The organism is Kiloniella laminariae DSM 19542 (genome assembly GCF_000374005.1).
Taxonomy (GTDB): domain Bacteria; phylum Pseudomonadota; class Alphaproteobacteria; order Kiloniellales; family Kiloniellaceae; genus Kiloniella; species Kiloniella laminariae.
The window spans coordinates 314556-335098 of sequence record NZ_KB893157.1; the positions used below are offsets into that span (position 1 = coordinate 314556).

22 protein-coding genes are annotated in these 20543 nt (G+C 52.2%); 5 read left to right on the forward strand and 17 right to left on the reverse strand.

The window, feature by feature from the left end:
• Positions 1–52: 52 nt before the first annotated feature.
• Both meaB and rpmB read left to right on the forward strand, forming a co-directional pair.
• Positions 53–1051, forward strand: a complete 999-nt coding sequence (meaB, locus tag B152_RS0114595) for a methylmalonyl Co-A mutase-associated GTPase MeaB (RefSeq protein ID WP_020593175.1) — start codon at positions 53–55, stop codon at positions 1049–1051.
• 155 nt (positions 1052–1206) lie between these two features.
• On the forward strand, positions 1207–1503 hold the full coding sequence (gene rpmB / locus B152_RS0114600; protein ID WP_020593176.1) for a 50S ribosomal protein L28: 297 nt from the start codon (positions 1207–1209) through the stop codon (positions 1501–1503).
• Here the strand turns inward: rpmB and B152_RS0114605 are convergent.
• The 13 genes from B152_RS0114605 to B152_RS23910 form a co-directional block, all read right to left on the reverse strand.
• Entirely contained in the window at positions 1470–2549 is a 1080-nt protein-coding gene (locus B152_RS0114605) for an esterase-like activity of phytase family protein (RefSeq protein WP_020593177.1), read from the reverse strand. The genes rpmB and B152_RS0114605 overlap by 34 nt on opposite strands.
• A 135-nt stretch (positions 2550–2684) precedes the next feature.
• Positions 2685–3476 (reverse strand): heme ABC transporter ATP-binding protein, encoded by a 792-nt coding sequence (locus tag B152_RS23895; RefSeq protein ID WP_020593178.1) that lies wholly within the window; start codon positions 3474–3476, stop codon positions 2685–2687.
• On the reverse strand, positions 3473–4555 hold the full coding sequence (locus B152_RS0114615; protein ID WP_020593179.1) for a FecCD family ABC transporter permease: 1083 nt from the start codon (positions 4553–4555) through the stop codon (positions 3473–3475). The genes B152_RS23895 and B152_RS0114615 overlap by 4 nt, the downstream gene beginning before the upstream one ends.
• Positions 4556–4565: 10 nt before the next feature.
• Positions 4566–5426 (reverse strand): heme/hemin ABC transporter substrate-binding protein, encoded by an 861-nt coding sequence (locus B152_RS23900; RefSeq protein WP_020593180.1) that lies wholly within the window; start codon positions 5424–5426, stop codon positions 4566–4568.
• Position 5427: 1 nt separating this feature from the next.
• Positions 5428–5856, reverse strand: coding sequence for a biopolymer transporter ExbD (locus B152_RS0114625; protein WP_020593181.1), 429 nt, complete (start codon positions 5854–5856; stop codon positions 5428–5430).
• Entirely contained in the window at positions 5853–6485 is a 633-nt protein-coding gene (locus tag B152_RS0114630; protein WP_020593182.1) for a MotA/TolQ/ExbB proton channel family protein, read from the reverse strand. Before B152_RS0114630 ends, B152_RS0114625 begins: the two co-directional genes overlap by 4 nt.
• Complete coding sequence (locus tag B152_RS0114635) at positions 6482–7570, reverse strand: hemin-degrading factor (protein ID WP_020593183.1); 1089 nt, start codon at positions 7568–7570, stop codon at positions 6482–6484. The genes B152_RS0114630 and B152_RS0114635 overlap by 4 nt, the downstream gene beginning before the upstream one ends.
• 38 nt (positions 7571–7608) lie before the next feature.
• Positions 7609–8520, reverse strand: a complete 912-nt coding sequence (locus B152_RS25480; protein WP_020593184.1) for an energy transducer TonB — start codon at positions 8518–8520, stop codon at positions 7609–7611.
• 9 nt (positions 8521–8529) lie between these two features.
• Complete coding sequence (locus B152_RS0114645) at positions 8530–10602, reverse strand: TonB-dependent hemoglobin/transferrin/lactoferrin family receptor (RefSeq protein ID WP_020593185.1); 2073 nt, start codon at positions 10600–10602, stop codon at positions 8530–8532.
• Positions 10603–10746: 144 nt separating this feature from the next.
• Positions 10747–10881 (reverse strand): hemin uptake protein HemP, encoded by a 135-nt coding sequence (gene hemP / locus B152_RS0114650; RefSeq protein WP_020593186.1) that lies wholly within the window; start codon positions 10879–10881, stop codon positions 10747–10749.
• A 195-nt stretch (positions 10882–11076) separates the two neighbouring features.
• Positions 11077–12948, reverse strand: a complete 1872-nt coding sequence (gene cobT / locus B152_RS0114655) for a cobaltochelatase subunit CobT (RefSeq protein ID WP_020593187.1) — start codon at positions 12946–12948, stop codon at positions 11077–11079.
• Between the two features lie 33 nt (positions 12949–12981).
• On the reverse strand, positions 12982–13977 hold the full coding sequence (cobS, locus tag B152_RS0114660; protein WP_026261582.1) for a cobaltochelatase subunit CobS: 996 nt from the start codon (positions 13975–13977) through the stop codon (positions 12982–12984).
• A 50-nt stretch (positions 13978–14027) separates the two neighbouring features.
• Positions 14028–14633 (reverse strand): J domain-containing protein, encoded by a 606-nt coding sequence (locus B152_RS23910; RefSeq protein ID WP_020593189.1) that lies wholly within the window; start codon positions 14631–14633, stop codon positions 14028–14030.
• Between the two features lie 452 nt (positions 14634–15085).
• Here B152_RS23910 and B152_RS0114670 point away from each other — a divergent pair, with 452 nt between their 5' ends.
• Together B152_RS0114670 and B152_RS25485 are read left to right on the forward strand one after the other, a co-directional pair.
• Complete coding sequence (locus tag B152_RS0114670; protein ID WP_211212211.1) at positions 15086–15358, forward strand: BolA family protein; 273 nt, start codon at positions 15086–15088, stop codon at positions 15356–15358.
• A complete protein-coding gene (locus tag B152_RS25485) occupies positions 15355–15723 on the forward strand; it encodes a ribbon-helix-helix domain-containing protein (RefSeq protein ID WP_020593191.1) in 369 nt (122 codons plus the stop codon). Before B152_RS0114670 ends, B152_RS25485 begins: the two co-directional genes overlap by 4 nt.
• 4 nt (positions 15724–15727) lie before the next feature.
• Here the strand turns inward: B152_RS25485 and B152_RS0114680 are convergent, their stop codons facing one another.
• Genes B152_RS0114680 through B152_RS0114695 form a run of 4 tightly spaced genes read right to left on the reverse strand, consistent with a single transcriptional unit; the run spans position 15728 to position 19418 of the window.
• Positions 15728–16321, reverse strand: a complete 594-nt coding sequence (locus B152_RS0114680) for a DUF2889 domain-containing protein (RefSeq protein WP_020593192.1) — start codon at positions 16319–16321, stop codon at positions 15728–15730.
• Between the two features lie 41 nt (positions 16322–16362).
• Positions 16363–17631 (reverse strand): HlyC/CorC family transporter, encoded by a 1269-nt coding sequence (locus B152_RS0114685; protein ID WP_020593193.1) that lies wholly within the window; start codon positions 17629–17631, stop codon positions 16363–16365.
• Between the two features lie 33 nt (positions 17632–17664).
• Positions 17665–18804, reverse strand: coding sequence for a 3-dehydroquinate synthase (gene aroB / locus B152_RS0114690; RefSeq protein ID WP_020593194.1), 1140 nt, complete (start codon positions 18802–18804; stop codon positions 17665–17667).
• Positions 18805–18833: 29 nt separating this feature from the next.
• Positions 18834–19418 (reverse strand): shikimate kinase, encoded by a 585-nt coding sequence (locus B152_RS0114695; RefSeq protein ID WP_020593195.1) that lies wholly within the window; start codon positions 19416–19418, stop codon positions 18834–18836.
• Between the two features lie 277 nt (positions 19419–19695).
• Between B152_RS0114695 and B152_RS0114700 the strand changes: the two genes are divergently transcribed.
• Complete coding sequence (locus B152_RS0114700; RefSeq protein WP_020593196.1) at positions 19696–20475, forward strand: SDR family oxidoreductase; 780 nt, start codon at positions 19696–19698, stop codon at positions 20473–20475.
• Positions 20476–20543 lie beyond the last annotated feature (68 nt).

A 20543-nucleotide genomic window follows, 5' to 3' on the forward strand; every position in this document is an offset into this window, starting at 1 on the left:
TTGCTATAAAAAAGCAGGCAGTGATATTTCGGGAGCGATAGAAGATCTGGTGATGAAAAAGGCGAATTCGAAGAAGACAACAGGCCGGACGGCTGAAGGGGTTCTTGCCGGAGAAAGGCGTGCCCTGGCCCGGGCAATCACGCTGATCGAATCGACCCGGCAGGATCACCGGAACGAGGCGGACGCTTTGCTGGAACAGATTCTGCCTCATAGCGGACAATCCATTCGTATCGGAATTTCTGGCGTGCCGGGTGTGGGCAAGTCGACCTTCATTGAAGCTTTCGGGATGCATTTGATCCAACAGGGGCACAGAGTTGCTGTCCTGGCTATTGACCCTTCCTCCCAACGCACTGGCGGCTCCATTCTGGGTGACAAGACACGGATGGAGTTACTTTCCCGGCAACAAGCCGCCTTTATCCGACCTTCTCCAGCCGGGAAAACCCTTGGCGGGGTCGCCCGCCGGACCCGCGAAGCGATGCTGTTGTGTGAGGCGGCAGGCTTTGATGTCATTCTGGTTGAGACGGTTGGGGTTGGGCAGTCAGAAACCGCCGTATCGGAAATGGTGGATATGTTTCTGCTGTTGCTGCTGCCCGGCGGGGGCGATGAATTGCAGGGCATTAAAAAAGGCATCATGGAACTGGCTGACATGGTCGTGGTCAACAAGGCTGATGGTGATCTAATTCCGGCTGCTAATCGGGCTGCGGTGGAATATCATGCGGCTTTGGGGTTGATGCGTCCCTCCAGCCCGAACTGGAAACCTGCGGTCAAGAAGTGTTCAGCCCTTCAGGACGAGGGGATAGACGAGATCTGGGAAGCTATTTGTTCATTCAGGCACAAGTTATGGGCAAGTGGCGAGATCCCGCAAAAACGTGCCCAGCAGGCTAAGGCCTGGATGTGGAACGAAATCCGGGAAACGTTGCTTGTCGCCTTTCGAGACGATCAGCAGGTGGCGGCTGCGTTGCAAGAGATGGAATCCGATGTTATAGAGGGACGTCTGGCGCCTGCGTCGGCCGCAAATAGGCTGCTCAATCTGTTTTTAAAGTCCTCATAGCTTTGAAAAATCGAAGATTCCCAAATAATTTTGAGGAATCTTTACCAGAATCGAGCTTTTGCCTTGACCCTTATGGTCCTGTGGCCTAAAACTCGCGCCGAGCCGATTATCGGCAGTAGTTTTTTATTATTCATCGAGAATACAGGATTAAGACCATGGCACGCCGTTGCGACTTTACAGGCAAAGGGGTTCAGACTGGTAACAATGTGAGCCACGCCAAAAACAGAACACGCCGTCGGTTCCTGCCAAATCTTCAGGAAACTTCGATGTTGAGCGATGCGCTCGGTCAGGTTGTTCAGTTCCGCCTGAGCACCAGCGCTATCCGCACCATCGAAAAGCGTGGTGGTGTTGATGCATTCTTGCTGTCAACAGCAACTGAAAAATTGGGCAAAAAAGCCCGCGAAATGAAGAAGCGTGTTCAGAAAGCTTTGGTTTCCAAAGCAGCTGAATAAGCCGATCCGTTCTTGAGACAGCCCGCTGAGCGCAAGCCAGCGGGCTTTTCTTGTTCGCGCAGTTCAAACATCACTAGCAGGGTTTGCTGTGCCATGCTCAGGTTGTCGTCCGAGAGCAGATAAACCAGCGTTTCGCCTTTTTCTCCGCGTCTGCTGCTGATGCCTTCCAGGTTATCCATGGCCTGCTCGCCATCAAAATTGGCGAGAACACGACCTTTCATAATGTATCCCGGGCGAATCTCCTCGGCGGGAAAAATTCTCAGGCTGCTTGCAAAACCTCCAAGGAAGCTGAAGCTCCGTTCCAGCAGCAGGAGATCGCCATCGGGTGTCATTGCCAGGCCTGTCGGCAGCAAGCCTTTGCTGTTTGCCTGCAGCGTCAGGCTTTGCCAGCTCTCCTGATCCCAGAGATAGGCTTCGAGTAGGCCATCGGGTTGTTGGCGTTCGGCAAGCACAAGCAGACAACCGCCGGGTAACTCAGTCATGGCTTCGATTCCCCGGTTTTTTCCCGCATCTTCTAATGCTTCTGGGAAGGGAATCGCTTCTGCTTTTGTGGCAAGGGGACTTTCGTATAGCAAAATACGGTGCTTGCGTTCAAAGCTGACATAGACTGCACCATTTTCGCTCATGGCCAGAGATTCACTGTCACGATCTTTCTTGCGGGTCAGCGCGCCACCAGCGGTATCATGAAGAGAAGAGAGGATGCCCCGGGAAAGATTAAGCAGATTCCCGTCGCTGCTGTAGCCCAGGCGGCCCTTAAACCAGAACCCCTTATCCGTAATAGCCAATATACCTCGCCCATCCGGGGATATTTCAAGCCCGGACAGTCCACCAAAGCGTGGATGTGGAGAAGTCATCTTGATACCTCCCCGCCAGATAAGCTGATCATGTTGGGGGGTGTCTGGATGCGTTAGGGGAGTGGCGACAGCTTCAATCTGCAAGGGGATACTGACAGACTGGAGGACGGCGAGATTACGGTCCTGGTAAGCAATATAAACGGTAATGATTCCGGCGAGGAAGGCTGCTACATAGAGAGCTCTCTGGATCATATGGTGGCTGTTCCCCTAGTCTTGTCCTGATACTAAGTATCTTAGCAACAGTTTGTGAACAGAGAGTGAAATCCCTGTGACCATTCCTGGGCAACTTAATCCAGGCGTTTGTTCATATGCTTTCTAGGAGAAGGATCAGAGCGAGGATGTAAAACTGAGTGGACTGTCGCCCTGTTGAGCCTGCCTTGTGATCGTACAACCGAAGACTTTGGAAAGAAGCGCAGGTTCCATGACATCGGCAGTGGCACCTGAGGCAATAAGCTTGCCGTTGGAAATCAGAGCAACCTGGTCACAATAGAGTGCGGCCTGATTGAGATCATGGAGGACAGCCATTGAGGCTGTGCCGTAGTTTTTGCTCTGGTCTTTTGCTGCTTTGAGGACCGCATGCTGGTGCGCAATATCCAACCCGGCGGTCGGCTCATCCAGCAGCAGGTACTTGCTGTCGGTTTCGTCCTCTGTTCCGAATGACTGGGCCAGGGCACGGGCCAGCTGTACCCGCTGCTTTTCTCCGCCGGAAAGAACCGGGTAGGATCTTTTGCCAAGATGCCTGATATCTGCAATTGCCATGGCACGCTCGACGATCCGGTGGTTTTGGAAAGGGCTGCTCATTCTTTCATAAGGCCATCGTCCCATGGCGACGACAGCGCGTGCTGAGAAGGGAAACGCCAGTTGTGATGCCTGGGGCATGACAGCACGTCGGCGGGCGAGAGTTTCGTCCCTCCAGGCCTTTAGTGGCGTGCTGTCGAGGGTGACTGTCCCATGCGAAGGAGAGAGCTCGCCTGATAGTACCTTTAATAAGGTTGATTTTCCTGCGCCGTTGGGACCCAGGATTCCGAGAAATTGTCCGGGCACCAGACCCAGAGTTACATTCTGGAGCAAAGGCGTGGAACCAATAACAACCGAGACGTCGTTCACGCTAAGTGTCATGCGCGTCTCTTTCTGAATTCGCGAAACAGCAGGGCAAAGAAAAAGGGACCGCCGATGAAGCTGGTCACGAGGCCGATCGGCAATTCGGCAGGTAAAACGATGATCCGGGCGATGGTGTCGGCAATGATGATCAGCAGGGCACCGAGGAGGGCTGCGGCAGGCAATACAAAACGGTTGTCTGCTCCGCCGATCAGGCGCGCAAGATGCGGGGCAATCAGGCCAATAAAACCGATCATTCCCGCTGCTGCAACAGCTGCCCCGGTGGCGCAGGCCGCGGCCAGTGCCGCCTGGCGTTTGATGCCTTCGGTTGCGACCCCGAGATGCTTTGCTTCAGTCTCTCCAAGCAAGAAGAGGTTTAAGGGGCCGGAGAGGCGCAACAGGAGTAGGGAAGCCAAGACCATTATGCCGATCGAAGGCCAGGTTGCTTCTCCGGCACCGGAAAGGCTGCCCATGCTCCAGAACGTAAGGGAGCGGAGTTCGCTGTCATCTGCGATATAGGTCAGAAGACCGATAAACGAGCCGACAATTGCATTGACTGCGATGCCCATCAACAGCATGACAGCTACATCAGTTGCTCCTTCGCGGCGGGCCAGATTGTAGACCAGAGCCGTGGTCGCGAGGCTTCCAGCAAAGGCTGCAAGAGGGAGGCTATAGCTGCTGGTGGCTTCAAGAAAAGAGGCAAAAAGCGTATCCCCGAGAACAATCACGCAGACGACGGCCAGGGCCGCACCGGAAGAAACACCGATTAGCCCGGGATCAGCCAGGGGGTTTCTGAACAGACTTTGCATCACAGCGCCGGAGAGCCCGAGGGCCATACCAATTGCAAGACCCAGTGCTGTTCGAGGCAGACGTACAGCCTCAAGAATCAGAATTTCCTGTGGCTGTAGATCAGAAACGGTGAACCCGAGATAGCTGAAAAAATGTCCTGCGCTTGCCAGTGGGGGGATGGAAACACCACCAATGCCGAGGGAGAGAAGGACGGCGATAAACAGACCGGCTAGCAGGAGGGGAAGTAACCAGTAGCTGGCACCATCCCGCTTTTTCCGCCGTCGTATCTTTGCCAGAGAAAGGTAGGCCATCTGGTCCTGTTTAGTGACTGTTTGTGAAAAGCTGGTCCGAGATGGCGGCTATCGCCTCCGGCGTTCTTGGTCCCAAACCGAGCAGCAGTGTTCCATCAAGGCTCAGGATGCGGTTTTCCTGAACTGCCTTGAGTTTGCCCAGCAAAGGATCTTTTTTAAGTTCCTCTAGGCCGCCGGCCTGTTCGAGCGTTCGGCTGGCAAGCAGAAGATAATCCGGTGCATGCGCCAGGATATATTCACTGGCCATGGGTTTAAATCCCTGAAGATCAGCTGCGGCGTTACGGGCACCGCTGTACTGAATGATGGTGTCGATTGCCGTGCCCTGCCCGGCGGTCATCGGGCTGCCTTGACCTGTACTCAGCAGGAAAAGAACCAGTGGGGGGTTTTCTCGCTCCTGGGCCTGTTTCTGCAGAACCTCGAGTTTCTCTTTAACGGTTCGCCCAAGGATTTCCCCGATTGTTTCTGTTCCAAGAATAGCGGCAACGGCAAGGACACCATTGTGGATTGCTTCTGGACTGTTCAGCTCGGGAATGAAGGTGACTGCAATACCCGCATTTTTCAGAGTGTCGAGAACCGGAGCAGGACCTGACCCTTCAAGGGCAATAATCTGATCTGGTTGCAAGGCCAAAAGCCCCTCTGCCGAAAGCTGTCGCATATAACCAACTTTGGGCAGGCTTTCCTGCTGTTCTGGATACTTGCTGGTGGTATCTGTGGCAATGATCTGATCCCCGGCACCAAGCGCATAAACGATCTCGGTAACTGGGCCACCAACTGTGATAATTCTTTGGGGGGCAGAATGAGCAATCCCCGACACTAGCAGGATCGGGAAGATCATAAGAGGCAAGAAGAAGTGTTTGAGGAGGTATGTCATTTCAGGGTTCCAGAAGTATTTCGGCGGCAGATCGGCCCTGTTTTTCGAGGTAAGAAAGAACCTGAACCAGATTTTCGATGGGGGCGGCCTTGTCACCAGCAATTACAACCTGCTGTTCCGGCGCAGAGCGCAAGAGCGTTTGCAGGGAAGCACGCGCATCCCCCCAGTTGTGATAGGGCGTGCCAGCAACCTCCCAAACAGCGTTCTCTGGTCGGGAGGGAGCGTGCAGGGTAATGGTGATGGCTTGTTGTGAAGCCTGTTGCACGACACTTTCCTGCGGTTTTGGCAGCGCGATTTCCAGAGAAAAATTGACGCTGTTTGCGGTCAGGATCAAAAACACCAGTAAAATAAAAAGAACGTCAAGCATGGGAGTGAGGTCAGGGGCCAGACTGTCCATCTCCTGATCCTGCGGGGAAAGACTGTCAATCAAGATGACCTCCCTGATCCAGGTTGGCTTGATAATGTTTCCTGCTGCCGGAGGGAGAGGGACAGGGAAAGTTGACTGAGACCCAGACCAAGCTTTTCAATGTGGCGATCCGCAAGAATTCGAAAGCCGTGAGCACCCAAAAGGGACGGCAAGGCAATCACCAGACCTGCGGCGGTTGTCAGCATGGCCTGCCAGATGCCGTCTGCCAGCAGGGCAGGGTGCAAAGGACCTTCGTGAACCGCAATGACCTTGAAAGCTTCAATCATGCCTAAAACCGTACCAAGCAATCCCAAAAGCGGGCAGATCACGGCAATCAGCATAAGGAAGCGCAAGCCAAAACGAACCTGCCCGGCATGGCCCCGGAGCCAGATTTTCAAAGCCTCTTCGCGAAGTGCAACAGGTGAGCCCCTGTGTTGCCGGGCGATGTCTGTTGCTTCGTCCATAGGCCTTGATGAATGAGCCTTATTCGTCAAATCCACTTTATCGCAAGCCGGTGACAGCGTTGTGACACCAGAGCGCAAGCGCACAAAAAATAATGTCCGTTCGAGTAAAAGCAGTGCCGCCAAAAGGGAAAAGGCAGCAAGGGGCCAACCAACGGGCCCCAGCCTGGAAAAAAGATCGGGAAGAATCATTCCGCCGCCTCGGTAAGGGAGCGATAGCGCGGCAGATTTTCAAGGAGTTTCTGCCAGTCCCGGTTCTCTGGATTGTGTGCTTCTCTTTCCCCGCAAAGCAGGGCAAAGGATTCTCCCTGTTCGTCAAAAAGCTCTAGCGTGGTGATGTTGCCATCTTTGGTTGGCTTGCGGACCAGCCAGGCTTCGGCAATATGGTCTTCGCGCAGATGAAGGTTGAAACCAGGATCGAGAACATTGATCCATGGCCCCATATCCCTGATTTTTTCAATCGGTCCGGTGTGGATCTGAATGCAGCCCCTGTTGCCAACAAAGACCATAATGGAAATTTTATCTGCTGCCGCCTGCTCAAGAACATCGCGCAGGGCTGTGGTCATCAGTTTTTCTGCATAGGTGGTTCCGATTAACCGGAAAGACTGGTGGCGATCGCATTCAAACTGGCGCAGCATGGCATGAAACTGATGTACGTCTTTCATCCCTGCCCAGGCTTCTCTCAATCCCTTGGTGTCGATCGTTGCATCCGATTTCGGGGCGCTTTTTTCTTCATAGGGACTTGTCGAGAGTTCTGTCGCCTGTTCCTTTGCCCGGTACTTGGCAACAAGAGTCTCATAGGCACCGAGATCAGATTTTCCGGTTAGAAATACCTTGTGAATGGCAATGCCCGCGGCATCAAAAAACTGGAGACTGTGACGCAGCCCTTTGCTGTTTTCGGTCTTGACGGCAAAACCAGAAGTCCAGTGGCTCATAAACAGGCGCAGATCAATGTCATGATTGAGCACAATGCCCATGGGGCCCCGAACTGAAATTTTGTCGAAGATACCAACCTTTTCATGTACCACATGGTCATTGCGGGTGAGGATTTTGACTTCACCCAAACTTCCCAGTTCTTCGATCAGCTTGCCCCAGTCTCCCTCAAGTTTCTGGACATTCTTGCCGCAACCAGCCGCAATCAGCTGGGCTTCACTGCTGTTGAGGGCGCTTGCAAGATCGCGAGCATAGCGACGTTCGCTGCCTTCGCTCAGGGCATCCCAGGCTGCGCTTAAGCTGGGGTAGTGGGGGACGTTTTCTATAGGTGCGGTTTGAGACATTTTACGAAATCCTGAATGATCGCTATCGAGATGAAAAATTAGTGAATTGCAAAACGGATCGGAAACTCGACCCAGGCAGCTGTTCTGAGGCTTCCTTGCCGGGCAGGTGTGAACTGCCAGCCCCACATGGCTTTCTCAGCCGCCTTGTCGAGCAGGTTATGACCAGAGGATTGCCAGACGATGATCCGCCGGACGAGGCCCTGTTCGTCCACTCTGGCGCGCAGCACGACTTCCCCTTCAATCCGCTTTCTCTGTGCTCGTTTGGGATATTCCGGTGGTGCGGGAGGGCGAGAAAAAGATGGTTCTGTCAAAAGAGGCAGATCTTCATAGGTCGGAGAGGTGATGCTCGAGGAGGATCGTGCAAAGGTCTCTGCCGTTCCCTTGTCTGAGCCTGTGGTGGCTGCTCCAGCAGATACAGGAGCTTGCTCAAGAGAGACGAGATCTGTTTTTTTCTGATGCTGCTTTACTGTCTCTGCTTCAGCTGGGAGCGAGGTCTTCTGTGCAGGAGCTTCTGCGGATTTTATTGTTGTCTCGCTTTTGACCGTCCTTGTTGGAGGGGCAGGTTTTTTGGCCGGAGGTTGCGGTATAACAGCCGAAGTGATGGGGCGCTGATCTGCAACGGGTTCGATTAAGGGGACGTTGTTGGTTGCGGGGGGAAGTTCTGACAGAGGAGGTGCTTTTTTTGTGGCTGGCTCTTTTGTCACCGGTGCAGGTGTTACCCGGGTTTCGGCGCTTGTCTGTTCAGTTGAAAGAGATGTCTCTACCCCGGAAGCAGTACTGTCCCCTGCGGCTGCAGAGGACTGTACAAAAGTGACAGATAACTGTTGTCTGGCCGTCGCAGTAGCCATGGCGGGGGGAAGAAGCACATCAGAATAGAGCCAGCCAGCGAGGTGGAGAGCCAGGGTGAACAGAATGCTCACCAACCATCTGGTTTTTGCTTTCCCCAGCATACTTTCCTCCTAGAACCGCAGACTTGCTGTTACTTTGACGTTACGGCCCGGTTCATCCAGAACCGCGGCGCCACGGCGATAGGTCTTGTCGAGCAGGTTATCAACAGCGAAGTTGATCTTCAGGCCGGGGACATAGTCTTCGGCATCCCAGCCGGCAAAGACGTCAAAGGTGGCATAGCCGTCGATTTCGTCGCTGCCGCCCGGGACTCTTTCCTGATCCCGAACAAACAGTCCGCGCCCCCCGATATCCAGACTGATATCCGAGATGTGATAGCCAAGGGTAACGGCTGCCTTGTCGGCGGGAATTCCGGCAAGAGCAGCAGCCGTGTCCGTATTTTTGCCCCGGATGCGCGAGGCACCAAGAGATCCGAATATACCGCTTGAATCGTAGCTGATCTCGGCTTCAAATCCCTTGATTTGAGCTTTTGGGATATTGTTACTGGTGGTCGTGCCAGCAAAAACATCTGTCTTTTGCTCAATGAAATCATCAATGTTGTTGTGGAAATAGGCTGCCTTGGCACGGATCGCATCATCGGATGTAAAGAGACCATCATGTTTGACGTTGAATCCCACTTCCCAGTTCTGGGCGGTTTCCGGCTTCAGGTCCGGATTTGGGATAAAAAAGTTGTTCGGAATTGGCCCGCCACCGGGAAAGTGTAGTCCGCTGTTATAGATTTCAGAAAGCGATGGCGCTCGGAAAGCTTCTGCGTAACTTGCATAAGGCTGCAGGAAGGGCAGGACCTGATAGCTGACCATGACGCGGGGAGAGACGGCGGTTTCGCTGACACCTTCCTGCCCCTCGGCCTGAAGATCATAAGAATCAAATCTTACCCCGGTTGTTACTTCAAAGTCTTCAAACAGCGTCAGGGTGTTGTCGATATAGACACCATAGATGTCCATATCTGCATCGGGATAGAATTGTGTGGTGGGTGCCCCGTTGCGCCGTCCGGTCTGATCGTCGTTGAAGTATTCGCCCCCAAGTGTCACGGCGAGCTTGACGTTTTCATCCAGCTCGAAACGGCTGGTGTTGTAAGCTTCGATTCCGAGAGTTTCAAGGTTGCGTTCATCGTGACGGCCATCCGAGAACCTGACTTCATCGATGTCCGAGTTGTTGTAGTATCCCTTTACAGAAGCATCGAGCCAGTTGTTCTCAGGATTTTCATAATCGTAATCAAGAACCAGTCCGGTTTCCCGGCTCTCCCGGTTGACAATGGAAGCAACGCTGGTGCCATCAGCCGTTGCTGGCAGACTGTGGTCGTCAGTGTAGACCCGATAGGTCAGGCCGACACGGTGTGATTCTCCGATATCAATCCCGGTTTTTATCAGGCCTGAAACAAGATCATCATCGGTAAAGGGGCGCTTCTCGCCATCACCAGCTTCGTAATCATCGGTTTTCCGACGGCTGAGGCTGGCAAGAAAATCAATGTTCTCGAGCGGGCGGGCAAAGGCGGTGAGATTTCCGTGAACGGCATTGTCAACTGTGCCAAAGCCTGATGTTATCTGGCCACCAAAGGTTTCGCCTTCTTCAAGGAAATCATCGGCACTTTTGGTTTCAAAGGCGACTACTCCGCCAAGGGCGCCTGTGCCGTGTATTGTTGAAGCGGGGCCACGAAGGACTTCAACCTGTTTAAGAATGGCAGGGTCAATGAAAAGCCCCCCTTTGTGCCCCACATTGAAGTTATGTCTGGCGCCATCAATACGGGTGACGACCCTGTCATCGCCCAAGCCGCGAATTGAAGGGGTCATGACGGTGTTCCGGCTTCCGCCGGTCAGTTCCACACCAGGGATGTCTTTCAGCATGTCGTTGACGGTTTCGGGCTGTCGGCGTTCGATCTCTTCTTCTGTGACAATCGAGATGGAAGCGGGCGCCTCAATGGCGAGTTTTTCCTCACGCGAGGCTGTCACAGAAATTGTATCAAACTTGAAAACAGGCGTTGTTTTTCCCGAAACTTCGATCTGTTCATTTTCAGTGTCACTGAGAGCAGGTTGATCTGCAGGGACTTCCTGAGCCTGAAGAGTAACAGGTGTGATGAAGAGAGCTACGCCCGCGAGCAGTAATTTTTTGAAGCCAATATTTTGCATGTGCCTGTGCACCTTGTTCTTGTACCGAGCCAGTAAATGTAAAAATCACATTGCTGGCTGGCTGGCTTTGTACAAGAAAGTACAGTGGCGAGCTGGCTTGCAGTTCTGCGCAGAGGAGGGTTGTTGCCCAGACGCAGGAGATCGTTATTTGGTCAGAATCAGTTTATCGTTCGATGTTATACGCAAGCGGTAATCAAAGCCGTGGTATTCGATCACAATTTCACGGGCATTCTGCATCAGTGTTTCTGCAGCTATGCGAGGAGGCTGACCAGGGGTCATGCGGTCTCCCGGAAGTGAGGTTGTGTCGGATGTCATATTTATTTACCGATATTGCAAATCATTCGCAGTACGAGTAATTGATGACTTGATCTCTGTCAAGTCACTATAAGAATGATTCGCAATTAACTTGGGCGCAGAGGCACACAGAGCACGTTTTGTGATCTGAAGTAAAAATGATGATTGAAAGCTGCTGCTTTATTGGCGCGTCGTCTTCCGACGGATGGCCCTATCAGGGGGTGGGGTCTTGTCACGAGGATTTTCGGCAAAAAGTTCTGCCAGCTTTTCCATCATGATACCGCCGAGTTGTTCAGCATCACTGATTGTTACCGCACGTTTGTAATAGCGGGTAACATCGTGACCAATACCAATGGCAAGCAACTCAATAGGGGAGCGTTTCTCAATCAGGTCAATTGCTTCGCGCAGGTGATCTTCCAGATAGCTTCCCGAGTTGACCGAGAGAGTAGAATCGTCCACCGGAGCACCGTCGGAGATGACCATAAGAATGCGGCGATGTTCTGTCCGGGCTTGAAGACGGCTGTGAGCCCAGAGCAGGGCTTCTCCGTCAATGTTTTCCTTGAGGATGCCTTCGCGCAGCATCAAGCCAAGATTCTTCCTGGCCCGGCGCATGGGCGCATCAGCTTTTTTGTAGATAATATGGCGCAGATCGTTCAGGCGTCCGGGGGCAGTTGGTTTCCCCTGTTCAATCCACTGCTCGCGGGATTGGCCGCCTTTCCACATTTTTGTGGTAAAGCCCAAAATCTCGACCTTTACACCACAGCGTTCCAGCGTGCGTGCCAGTATGTCAGCACTCATGGCGGCAATAGTAATCGGGCGTCCCCGCATAGAGCCGGAGTTGTCGATCAGGAGGGTAACCGCCGTGTCCTTGAACTCGGTGTCACTTTCCTGTTTGAAACTCAGGGAATGTAGGGGGTTGGTAACAACCCGGGTCAAGCGTGCTGTATCGAGCAGGCCTTCTTCGAGATTAAACTCCCAATTCCGGGTTTGCTGGGCCATCAGACGACGCTGCAGGCGGTTGGCCAGTTTGGAAATAACCCCCTGCAAATGCGACAGCTGTTTGTCGAGCAGTTCACGCAGGCGCGTCAATTCTTCATCGTCACAGAGATCCTGCGCTTCGATGGTTTCGTCAAAACGGGTAGTAAAGGTTTTGTAGCCCGAAATAGAGGAATAGTTATGGTCTGGGTTGAATTCAGCAGAACGGTCCGGTGAGCCAGCAGTTTCCTGTCCCTGGCCTTCCATCTGTTGACCTTCATTTTCCCCGCTGTCGTCGGGAGAGCCTTCGGAGTCTCCCTGTTCACCGCTTTCAGCCTCCATGGGAGCTGATTTTTCCGAAGTCTGCTGTTTGCTGTCCTGATCATCAGAATTTTCATCCTGTTGATCCTGATCATTTTCCTGATCACTTTCTGATTCTTCATCTTCCTCAAGGGAAAAGTCCAGCTGACCGAGCAGATCTTGCAAGGTGCGGGCAAAGCCAGCCTGATCGGAAAGATGCTGTCCGAGTTTCTCCAGAGTCTGGAAAATTTCGGGCGGCAGATTCGGGCGCCAGATCTCGGCTATCTTTTCAGAAATTCCGGTTGCTGCCCGGTTGGTCAGAGCCTGGCGGGCAAAGACCGACATGGCATCGTGCAGAGGTATGTCTTGGGAGGTGACAGCGTTCCCATATCCCTGTTGTGTGAAGGTGTCTTCCTGAAGAAAAGCAAGATTCTGTGCGACACCTTCCATCCTGTTGATGCCCAGGGCTTCACAACGGGCCTGTTCAACAGCATCGAATATTGCGGCAGCCTCTGTATCGGAAGGTTTGTTCTTCTGGTGTGTTTTGGCATCGTGATAGCGCAGGTTCAGGGCGGTTGCATCCGCCCGTCCCCTGATACGTTGAACATCTTCGCGAGGTAGATTTTTGGCAGGTGTCGGCAGCCGCAGTTCATCACCGCTGATTCCCCGGCCATTGCTGGAGAAAACAACAGAAAGTTCGCTGTTTTTTGCCATAGCCCTGACCGTCGAGGAGGTCGCGCGCTTAAACTGTTCCAGAGGTGTTTCAGCCTTGCTCATGCCAATTACTTACCAGTTATTCTTCAAAGTGGCTCAAGCTGCCGGTTTTGCCGCGCCATCGTTTAGCTCCCGGCCAAAACAGCGTTGGAAATATTCGGCAACCAGTGGCCGTTCCATCTCGTCACATTTGTTCAGGAAGGTCAGACGGAAAGCAAAGTCGATATTGTTGAATATCTTTGCATTCTCTGCCCAGGAAAGGACTGTTCTTGGACTCATCAACGTCGAAATGTCGCCGTTGATAAAGCCGCTGCGGGTCAGATCAGCCAGAGAAACCATGTTGGAGATCAGATCCTGATCTTCAGGTTTGTTATATTCCGGGTGTTTGGCGAGAACGATGTTCATCTCGTCCTGATGTGGCAGGTAATTGAGTGTGGAGACGATATTCCAGCGGTCCATCTGACCCTGGTTGAGCTGCTGGGTTCCATGATAGAGGCCAGTGGTATCGCCCAGGCCAACGGTATTGGCGGTCGAGAACAGGCGGAAAGCAGAATGCGGGGTGATCACCCGGTTCTGATCAAGCAGGGTCAGGCGTCCTTCCAGCTCCAGAATACGCTGAATGACAAACATGACATCAGGGCGACCAGCATCATATTCATCAAAAACAAGAGCGACAGGACGTTGCAGCGCCCAGGGCATAAGACCTTCGCGGAACTCAGTGACCTGTTTGCCTTCCTTGAGGACGATGGCGTCTTTCCCGACCAGATCAATACGACTGATGTGACTGTCAAGGTTGATACGGATACAGGGCCAGTTGAGGCGGGAAGCAACCTGTTCGATGTGGGTTGATTTTCCGGTTCCGTGATAGCCCTGAATCATAACCCGACGGTTAAAGGCGAAGCCTGCAAGCAAAGCCAGTGTCGTGTCATGATCGAACTGATAAGTGGGGTCCTGGGTTGGTACGTACTCATTGGCTACGCTGAAGGCTGGGACCTGCATATCTGTGTCGATACCAAAAACTTCCCGTGCTGAGACCGTTGTATCCGGGCCGTTCATATTCATTTCGCCATGGCCAATTACTTTAGAAGACATCGTCTCATCCATACTGCTGTGATCATCTTGAGGGTTTCTTGGACGCTACACTATGACGTCAGGTCCGTTTCTTGAAGTGTTTCTTTCACAAATTGACTGTTTTTCAGAAAACCATACGCCTGGTTCACTTTTTTCAGTCGTTCTTCTGCGCCCTTTTTTCCCCCATTTGTGTCAGGGTGGAGCTGTTTTGCCAGTTCAAGATAGCGTTTTTTTATCATGGCCCAGGGCAGGAGGCTGGTGAGTCCGAGATCAAGAAGTGCTTTACGTTCAGCTTCGGGGACGGCGCGGGTTGTACAGCTGTTTTCTGCAGCTGGCCCGCCATAAAATTTCTGCCAGGCTTTGCCCAAATCATCCAGCTTCTCGCTATACCCCCGGATGTTTTTTCCACTCATTGGCCAACTGGGTTTGCCCCAGACCGCATCAGCTTTGCGGATATTATCAACAGCGGTGATATCCATGTCTTTGCAATAGTCCCATCCCGCGTTGTAGGCGCGGACATGATCAAGACAGAACCAGTAATAACTGTTGAGGTCCAGACGGGATCTCGGCGCACGGTAATCCCCGGATTCATGACAATCAGGCGCATCGCAACAGCGCTGTCTTTTCGCCGAATCCCAAGAGGTCGCGAAACGGTAGTCATGAAAGGGTTTGTTCATTGGTAAATTATGGGGTTGATAGGGCAACCTTACAAGATATTGCGCAGTTGCAGAGGCTGAAATTATCGACTTGTCGCGGAGATGCAATAATGCTGTGCCATTCTTGAGGAGATTAGCAAAGTGGATCACTCGGGAGAGAGAGCTTTTTTATTCCCCCGATATGAAAAGCAGAGACAACTTTTACGTCAATTTCCAGCCGTGGATTCTGGTCTTCTGGGAGTTGTCGAAAATGTAAGCATTTTCTTAAGATTGAGCTGATACGCTCGCCAGAATTTTTCATTGCTTTCTGATGATTTTCTTTAAAGATTATCCTCTTACAAGCAGTTAGCTGGTAAAATTGAAGTCTTTATGTACAATGGGGTCAAATGATCAGGCAGAAGAAAATTCAGCGAGAAAGCTGAAGCTGACCTGAATTAACATTACCAGGGATAGTATAGGTAAATACCATGGGGATGGCGGACACAATAGAAATGAAGCTGCGGGCCGGCTTGAAACCTGCAAAATTAACGGTCATTGATGAATCGCATCATCATGTCGGCCATGCAGGATATCGGGAAGGGGGCGAGAGCCATTTCTCGGTCGAGGTCGTATCCGAGAAATTTGAAGGATTGAACCGGGTGAACCGTCAACGGCTGGTGTTTGATCTTCTCAAACAGGAGATGGAAACCACGATCCACGCCTTACAGATCAAGGCACAGTCTCCGAGTGAGGCGAGTGCTGCATGACAGGTAAGAAAGACAATATTTCTTTTTTGTCGCAGAGCAGACAGGGCCTGCGGGAGGAAATGGGACAGCTGGCCGGGAAAAGTGGATTGACGCTCAAAAACGTTGTTGTCTCGGGCCGGAGAACCTCCTTACGCCTTGAGCCAATGATGTGGGATGCCTTGCTTGAGATTGGTGTACGGGAAGGTTTGACACTCAACGAGATCTGTTCGCTTGTTGAGGGCAGGCGTGTTCAATCCAGTCTGACGGCAGCAATCCGGGTCTTTACCCTTTCTTATTTCAGAACTGCCGCACAGGAAAAACAGGGCTGGCCGCCATTTTCCCTGTCCGAGTTTCCTTTGAATGTGAAGCCCAAGACATCTCCTTGATAGACTAATCTGAATTTGTGCCGATATAAAAATCAGGCCATTCTTCGCGAACGATGTCTCCCTCAGCACTGTAGGCGTGACAGCTATCGATAATTCCAGGCTTTTTTATCCCGTCTGAAGCAGAGGTTTCTTTCCGGGAGGCTGTTTTCTCTCGGTCTTCTTTTTGTTTTATCAAAGCAGGATAAAGAGTCTGGAATGTGACTGTTGCCATGGCACCCAGCATCTCGACCAGGTGGGTACAGCCCTCTGTACCCCCAACCGCCCGGCGGACTGCAGCTCGCCAGCCGGGACCGACTGTCAGGCCAATGATCTTGCGAAAGTTTGGCGTAATCGCCGGGCAGATGGCATAGGGGCTCTCGTCAATAATGGCCTCTATATCTTTAACGACAAAATCCAGTCCAACGGTCAATCTGATCGACATATCGTGGAGAGCTTCGCCCGCCTTAATCTCTACGCGAAACTTGTTGGGAAAGGCATAGGGTTTGACGTCTGTAATCCGGCCCTCGATATCCCAGAGGCCATCTTCGCGTTCAAAGCCCTGAAAATCGTAAAGGCGTTGATGCTGCTGCTTGCGGGCAACGGGGGATGAGAGAGGCACGGCAGAACTCCTGGATTACTCTTGTAGATTACTCTGGTGGACTACTCAGGCAAGGGCGAGACACGGATGGAAATAATCTGATGCCGTTTGCGTTCGAGAATTTCGAAGCGCATGTTGTGAAAAACAAACGCTTGTCCCACTTGAGGAATCTGCCGGGCTTCATACAGAATAAGACCTGCGATTGTTGAGGCTTCATCATCGGGTAGCCGCCATTCAAACTGACGGTTAAGGTCCCGGATGGTGACGGTACCGTTGACGATGTACTGGTCATCGCCGACAGATTGCACACCTTCAATCTCGACGTCATGTTCATCGGAAATATCGCCGACGATTTCCTCAAGAATATCTTCCAGTGTCACAATCCCCTGCATTTCTCCGTATTCATCAACGACGATAGCAAAATGGGCATGGCGGTCACGAAAAGCATGGAGCTGGGAGAGCAGACTGGTGGATGCGGGGATGAACCAGGGCTCATTTGTGATCGAGAGGATTGTCTCCTGATCCAGCTCTCCCTCATGCGAGCGAACAGCCCGCAAAAGAGCTTTGGCATGGAGCACACCAACAATATTATCCTGTCGATCTTTCCACAGGGGGATACGGGTGTAGGGACTTGAAAGAACATCTTCGATGATCTTGGAAGGGTTGTCATTGGCGTCGCAGGCATTGACATGCTGGCGGTGGGTCATGATTTCTTCGACCGTAACATCGTCAAGATCCAGGATAGAACGCAGCATGGCCCGTTCATGACGGATCTCTTCCCCTTGCCCTTCGTGCAGATCAATGGCACCGCGTAACTCTTCTTCGGCGACCTCACTGACATCTACATTGATATCTTTTCCGGTGAAAAGGGACAGCGTCGCATGAACAATAGCTTCGACCGACAGAGCAATGGGGCCAAAGAGATAGACAATTGGACGCAGGATCGGAGCAGAAGCAAGGGCTGCCTTGTCGGCGTAGCGCAGAGCATAGGTTTTGGGAAGGACTTCGGCAAAGATCAAAACCAATGCGGTCATGACCAGTGTGGCATAGACCACGCCGGTTTCTCCAAACAGTCCGATCAGGGTGGAGGTGGCGATTGATGATGCGAGAATGTTTACAAGATTGTTCCCGAGCAAAATCGAACCGATTAGACGCTCTTTTGCGCTCCAGAGACTGTTGACAATGCGGGCGTTTTTATCACCGCCTTGTTCCAGTGTATGCATGCGCGGCTTCGATGAAGCCGTCATGGAGGTTTCTGCACCAGAAAAGAAGGCAGACAGGATCAATAGTACAATAATGATGCCGATTGAGAGGATTAACTCTGTTTCCATGGCCCTTTCAGGGGTTGCGAACAGGCGGGGATATTATTGGGTAACACGTTCCTCGAGGAAGCGGGCGACCGCAATCATATCTACCGTGCTGTCCAGATAGGCCTGACCAATGCCTTTTGTCATGACAAAAGTCAGGTGTCCGTCACTAGCTTTTTTATCCCGACTCATATGCTCGAGCAGGCGGGAGCTTTCAAGGGGTTTACCCTTTAATGCATTGGAAGAAACATAGGAAGCTTCCACAGGCAAGCCAATCTTGTTGAAATGGGATCTTACTGTCCGGGCATCTTCGGATGAGCAGAGGCCAAGCCGGGCAGAAAGATCATGCGCCATCACCATGCCAATCGAGATGGCTTCCCCGTGGAGCAGAGAACCATTGTAACCTGCTTCGGCTTCCAGTGCGTGTCCAAAAGTATGTCCAAGATTGAGCAGTCCTCGGGCCCCGGATTCTCTTTCATCCATGGCAACAATCGATGCCTTGGCCTGGCAGCTCGTTATAACGGCCCGGGTTTGTGCCTGAATGTCTCCTGCGACCACCTTCTCGCCGTTTTTCTCCAGCCAGTGGAAAAAGCCGGGATCATTGATCAGTCCGTATTTGACGACTTCTGCATAGCCGGCGAGCAACTCGCGATGGGGCAGGGTCTGCAGTGTGCCTGAGTCTGCTATAACCAGCCGGGGCTGATGAAAGCTGCCGACCAGATTTTTGCCCCGGGCTGTATTGATCCCTGTTTTCCCACCGACGGAGCTATCGACCTGGGACAGCAATGTGGTCGGGATCTGGATGAAATCAATGCCCCGCATGACAACCGCGGCTGCAAAGCCGGCAAGATCACCAATAACGCCTCCCCCAAAAGCAATCAGGGTCGATTTGCGATCAACCTTGTTCTCCAGAAGGAAATCGATGACACGTTCAAGCTGGACAAAACTTTTTGTCTGTTCACCAGATTCGAGAATCAGTGACTTGAAGCTGATGGCTTCAGCCGCGAGGGCGGCTTCCAGTTCCGGGAGGTGGTGCCGGGCAACATTCTCATCGGTAATGATAAAAGTACGGTTTTGTTTCAGGAAAGGGCGGATAAGCTGTCCGGCAGTGCCGATCAGTTTTTCGCCAACCAGAATGTCATAGCTTCGTTCCCCGAGATCAACAGTTTGCCGGGCGATGGTGTTTTTATCGGTCATAGAAAAAGATCACTCAGATTGGGGGACATTCAGTCGGCCTGCGCCAGGGGAGAACAGTGTTCCTGCCCCGCTAGGCGGCTACAGTAATCCTTGAGAGCTGCGAGGACTCGCTGCAGGGTAATCTCGGCAGATCCTTCGGCTGAATCCGTCGTAATCTCTGCTTCGGCATAAACCGGATAACGTTCGTCAATCAGCCGGGCCAAGATTTCCCTGTGGTTGCCATTCTGCAGGAGAGGGCGATGGTTCCGTCGGGCAGTACGCTCGACCAGGACGTCCAGATCAGCCCGAAGCCAAAGGGAGATACCCTGTTCTTTTATTGTCTCCCGGGTGATGACATCCATAAAGGCGCCTCCGCCAGTCGAGAGGATCTGAACCGGACCAGCCAAAAGGCGCTGAATAACGCGCCGTTCTCCGTCCCGGAAATAGGTTTCCCCGTGTTCTTCAAAAATTTCTGCAATGCTGCAGCCTGCTGCTTTTTCGATTTCGACATCTGCGTCGACGAAAGGAAGATCGAGTTCCTGTGCCAGTTTTTTACCGATGCAGGTTTTTCCTGCCCCCATCAAGCCAACGAGAACAACAGTTTTAGGGATAGAAAAGCTCCCGCTTGTGGACATAGTACTTAATTACCGAATGACATAATAAACCTTGGCCTAGACTATCGAATTCACAGCTATGAAACAAAAGGAAAAACACAGAATTGTACAGGAACAGGACTTTTCTCCAGTCTTTTGTCACCACGAGCGGTGCGACAGGGAACCGCGACAAGTTCGGCGATAGGTTTTTGTCGGGAATTTTGTTTCGAAAATCGGAAAAATTGCACCGTGGTTTGGTAGAAAATCAATAAGCATACTACGCATAAAGAACTTAAGTTTGAACCGGGAGAGAGCCGTAATGGGCAAAGGGCAACACGAGGGGCGTCGGGTGCTGGTAACAGCAGGGGCTGCCGGAATAGGTAAGGCAACAGCAGAGGTTTTTTTGCGGGAAGGTGCCCGGGTGCATATCTGTGATATCGATCAGGCCGCACTGGATACATTCGATGGTGGAGAGGGGTTGAGCAAGAGTTTGCTGGATGTAACAGATGAAGCAGCAGTATCTGCTTTGTTTAAAAAGGAAATCGCAGTGCTTGGGGGGCTTGATGTCCTTGTGAATAATGCAGGGATTGCCGGGCCGGCTGGCGCTCTCGAGACCTTGGACTATCGGGAATGGCAGCGCTGTGTGTCCGTGAATATAGATTCTCAGTTCCTCTTTTCCCGTGCTGCTATTCCGCTGATGAAGCAACAGGGGAGTGGTGCCATTATCAATCTTTCCTCGACCGCAGGTCTATTCGGTTTTCCCATGCGCTCCCCCTATGCTGCAGCCAAGTGGGCTGTGGTCGGTTTGACCAAGACTATGGCAATGGAACTCGGGCCTTTTGGCATTCGAGTCAATGCGATTGCACCGGGATCTGTGGCTGGCCCGCGCATGGACCGGGTGATCGACGCAACGGCAAAAGCCCAGGGTGTCCTGCCAGAAGAGGTAAGGCGAAATTTTGAAAGCCAGGTTTCGCTCCGAACTTTTGTATCAGCAGAGGATATAGCAAATATGATCAGTTTTGCCTGTTCCGAAGCCGGAGCCAGAATCAGCGGTCAGGTTCTGGCTGTGGACGGTCATACGGAAAATTTGTCGAGCTAGCAGGATATCCTGTTGTGAAAACAGCAGAATCTCCTTTGTGACCCTTTTTTGCCTTCAGAGAAGCAATA

Bases quoted from the DNA above. Each gene is read 5' to 3' on its own strand.
- B152_RS25485 (WP_020593191.1), top strand. From the start codon at position 15,355: ATGACAGGTAAGAAAGACAATATTTCTTTTTTGTCGCAGAGCAGACAG.
- B152_RS0114695 (WP_020593195.1), bottom strand. From the start codon at position 19,418: ATGTCCACAAGCGGGAGCTTTTCTATCCCTAAAACTGTTGTTCTCGTT.
- B152_RS0114685 (WP_020593193.1), bottom strand. From the start codon at position 17,631: ATGGAAACAGAGTTAATCCTCTCAATCGGCATCATTATTGTACTATTG.
- B152_RS23895 (WP_020593178.1), bottom strand. From the start codon at position 3,476: ATGACACTTAGCGTGAACGACGTCTCGGTTGTTATTGGTTCCACGCCT.
- B152_RS0114635 (WP_020593183.1), bottom strand. From the start codon at position 7,570: ATGTCTCAAACCGCACCTATAGAAAACGTCCCCCACTACCCCAGCTTA.
- B152_RS0114645 (WP_020593185.1), bottom strand. From the start codon at position 10,602: ATGCAAAATATTGGCTTCAAAAAATTACTGCTCGCGGGCGTAGCTCTC.
- B152_RS23910 (WP_020593189.1), bottom strand. From the start codon at position 14,633: ATGAACAAACCCTTTCATGACTACCGTTTCGCGACCTCTTGGGATTCG.
- B152_RS0114630 (WP_020593182.1), bottom strand. From the start codon at position 6,485: ATGATTCTTCCCGATCTTTTTTCCAGGCTGGGGCCCGTTGGTTGGCCC.
- cobT (WP_020593187.1), bottom strand. From the start codon at position 12,948: ATGAGCAAGGCTGAAACACCTCTGGAACAGTTTAAGCGCGCGACCTCC.
- meaB (WP_020593175.1), top strand. From the start codon at position 53: ATGAAAAAGGCGAATTCGAAGAAGACAACAGGCCGGACGGCTGAAGGG.
- B152_RS0114605 (WP_020593177.1), bottom strand. From the start codon at position 2,549: ATGATCCAGAGAGCTCTCTATGTAGCAGCCTTCCTCGCCGGAATCATT.
- B152_RS23900 (WP_020593180.1), bottom strand. From the start codon at position 5,426: ATGACATACCTCCTCAAACACTTCTTCTTGCCTCTTATGATCTTCCCG.
- B152_RS0114700 (WP_020593196.1), top strand. From the start codon at position 19,696: ATGGGCAAAGGGCAACACGAGGGGCGTCGGGTGCTGGTAACAGCAGGG.
- B152_RS0114670 (WP_211212211.1), top strand. From the start codon at position 15,086: ATGGCGGACACAATAGAAATGAAGCTGCGGGCCGGCTTGAAACCTGCA.
- hemP (WP_020593186.1), bottom strand. From the start codon at position 10,881: ATGACCCCTGGTCAGCCTCCTCGCATAGCTGCAGAAACACTGATGCAG.
- B152_RS25480 (WP_020593184.1), bottom strand. From the start codon at position 8,520: ATGCTGGGGAAAGCAAAAACCAGATGGTTGGTGAGCATTCTGTTCACC.
- aroB (WP_020593194.1), bottom strand. From the start codon at position 18,804: ATGACCGATAAAAACACCATCGCCCGGCAAACTGTTGATCTCGGGGAA.
- B152_RS0114615 (WP_020593179.1), bottom strand. From the start codon at position 4,555: ATGGCCTACCTTTCTCTGGCAAAGATACGACGGCGGAAAAAGCGGGAT.
- rpmB (WP_020593176.1), top strand. From the start codon at position 1,207: ATGGCACGCCGTTGCGACTTTACAGGCAAAGGGGTTCAGACTGGTAAC.
- cobS (WP_026261582.1), bottom strand. From the start codon at position 13,977: ATGTCTTCTAAAGTAATTGGCCATGGCGAAATGAATATGAACGGCCCG.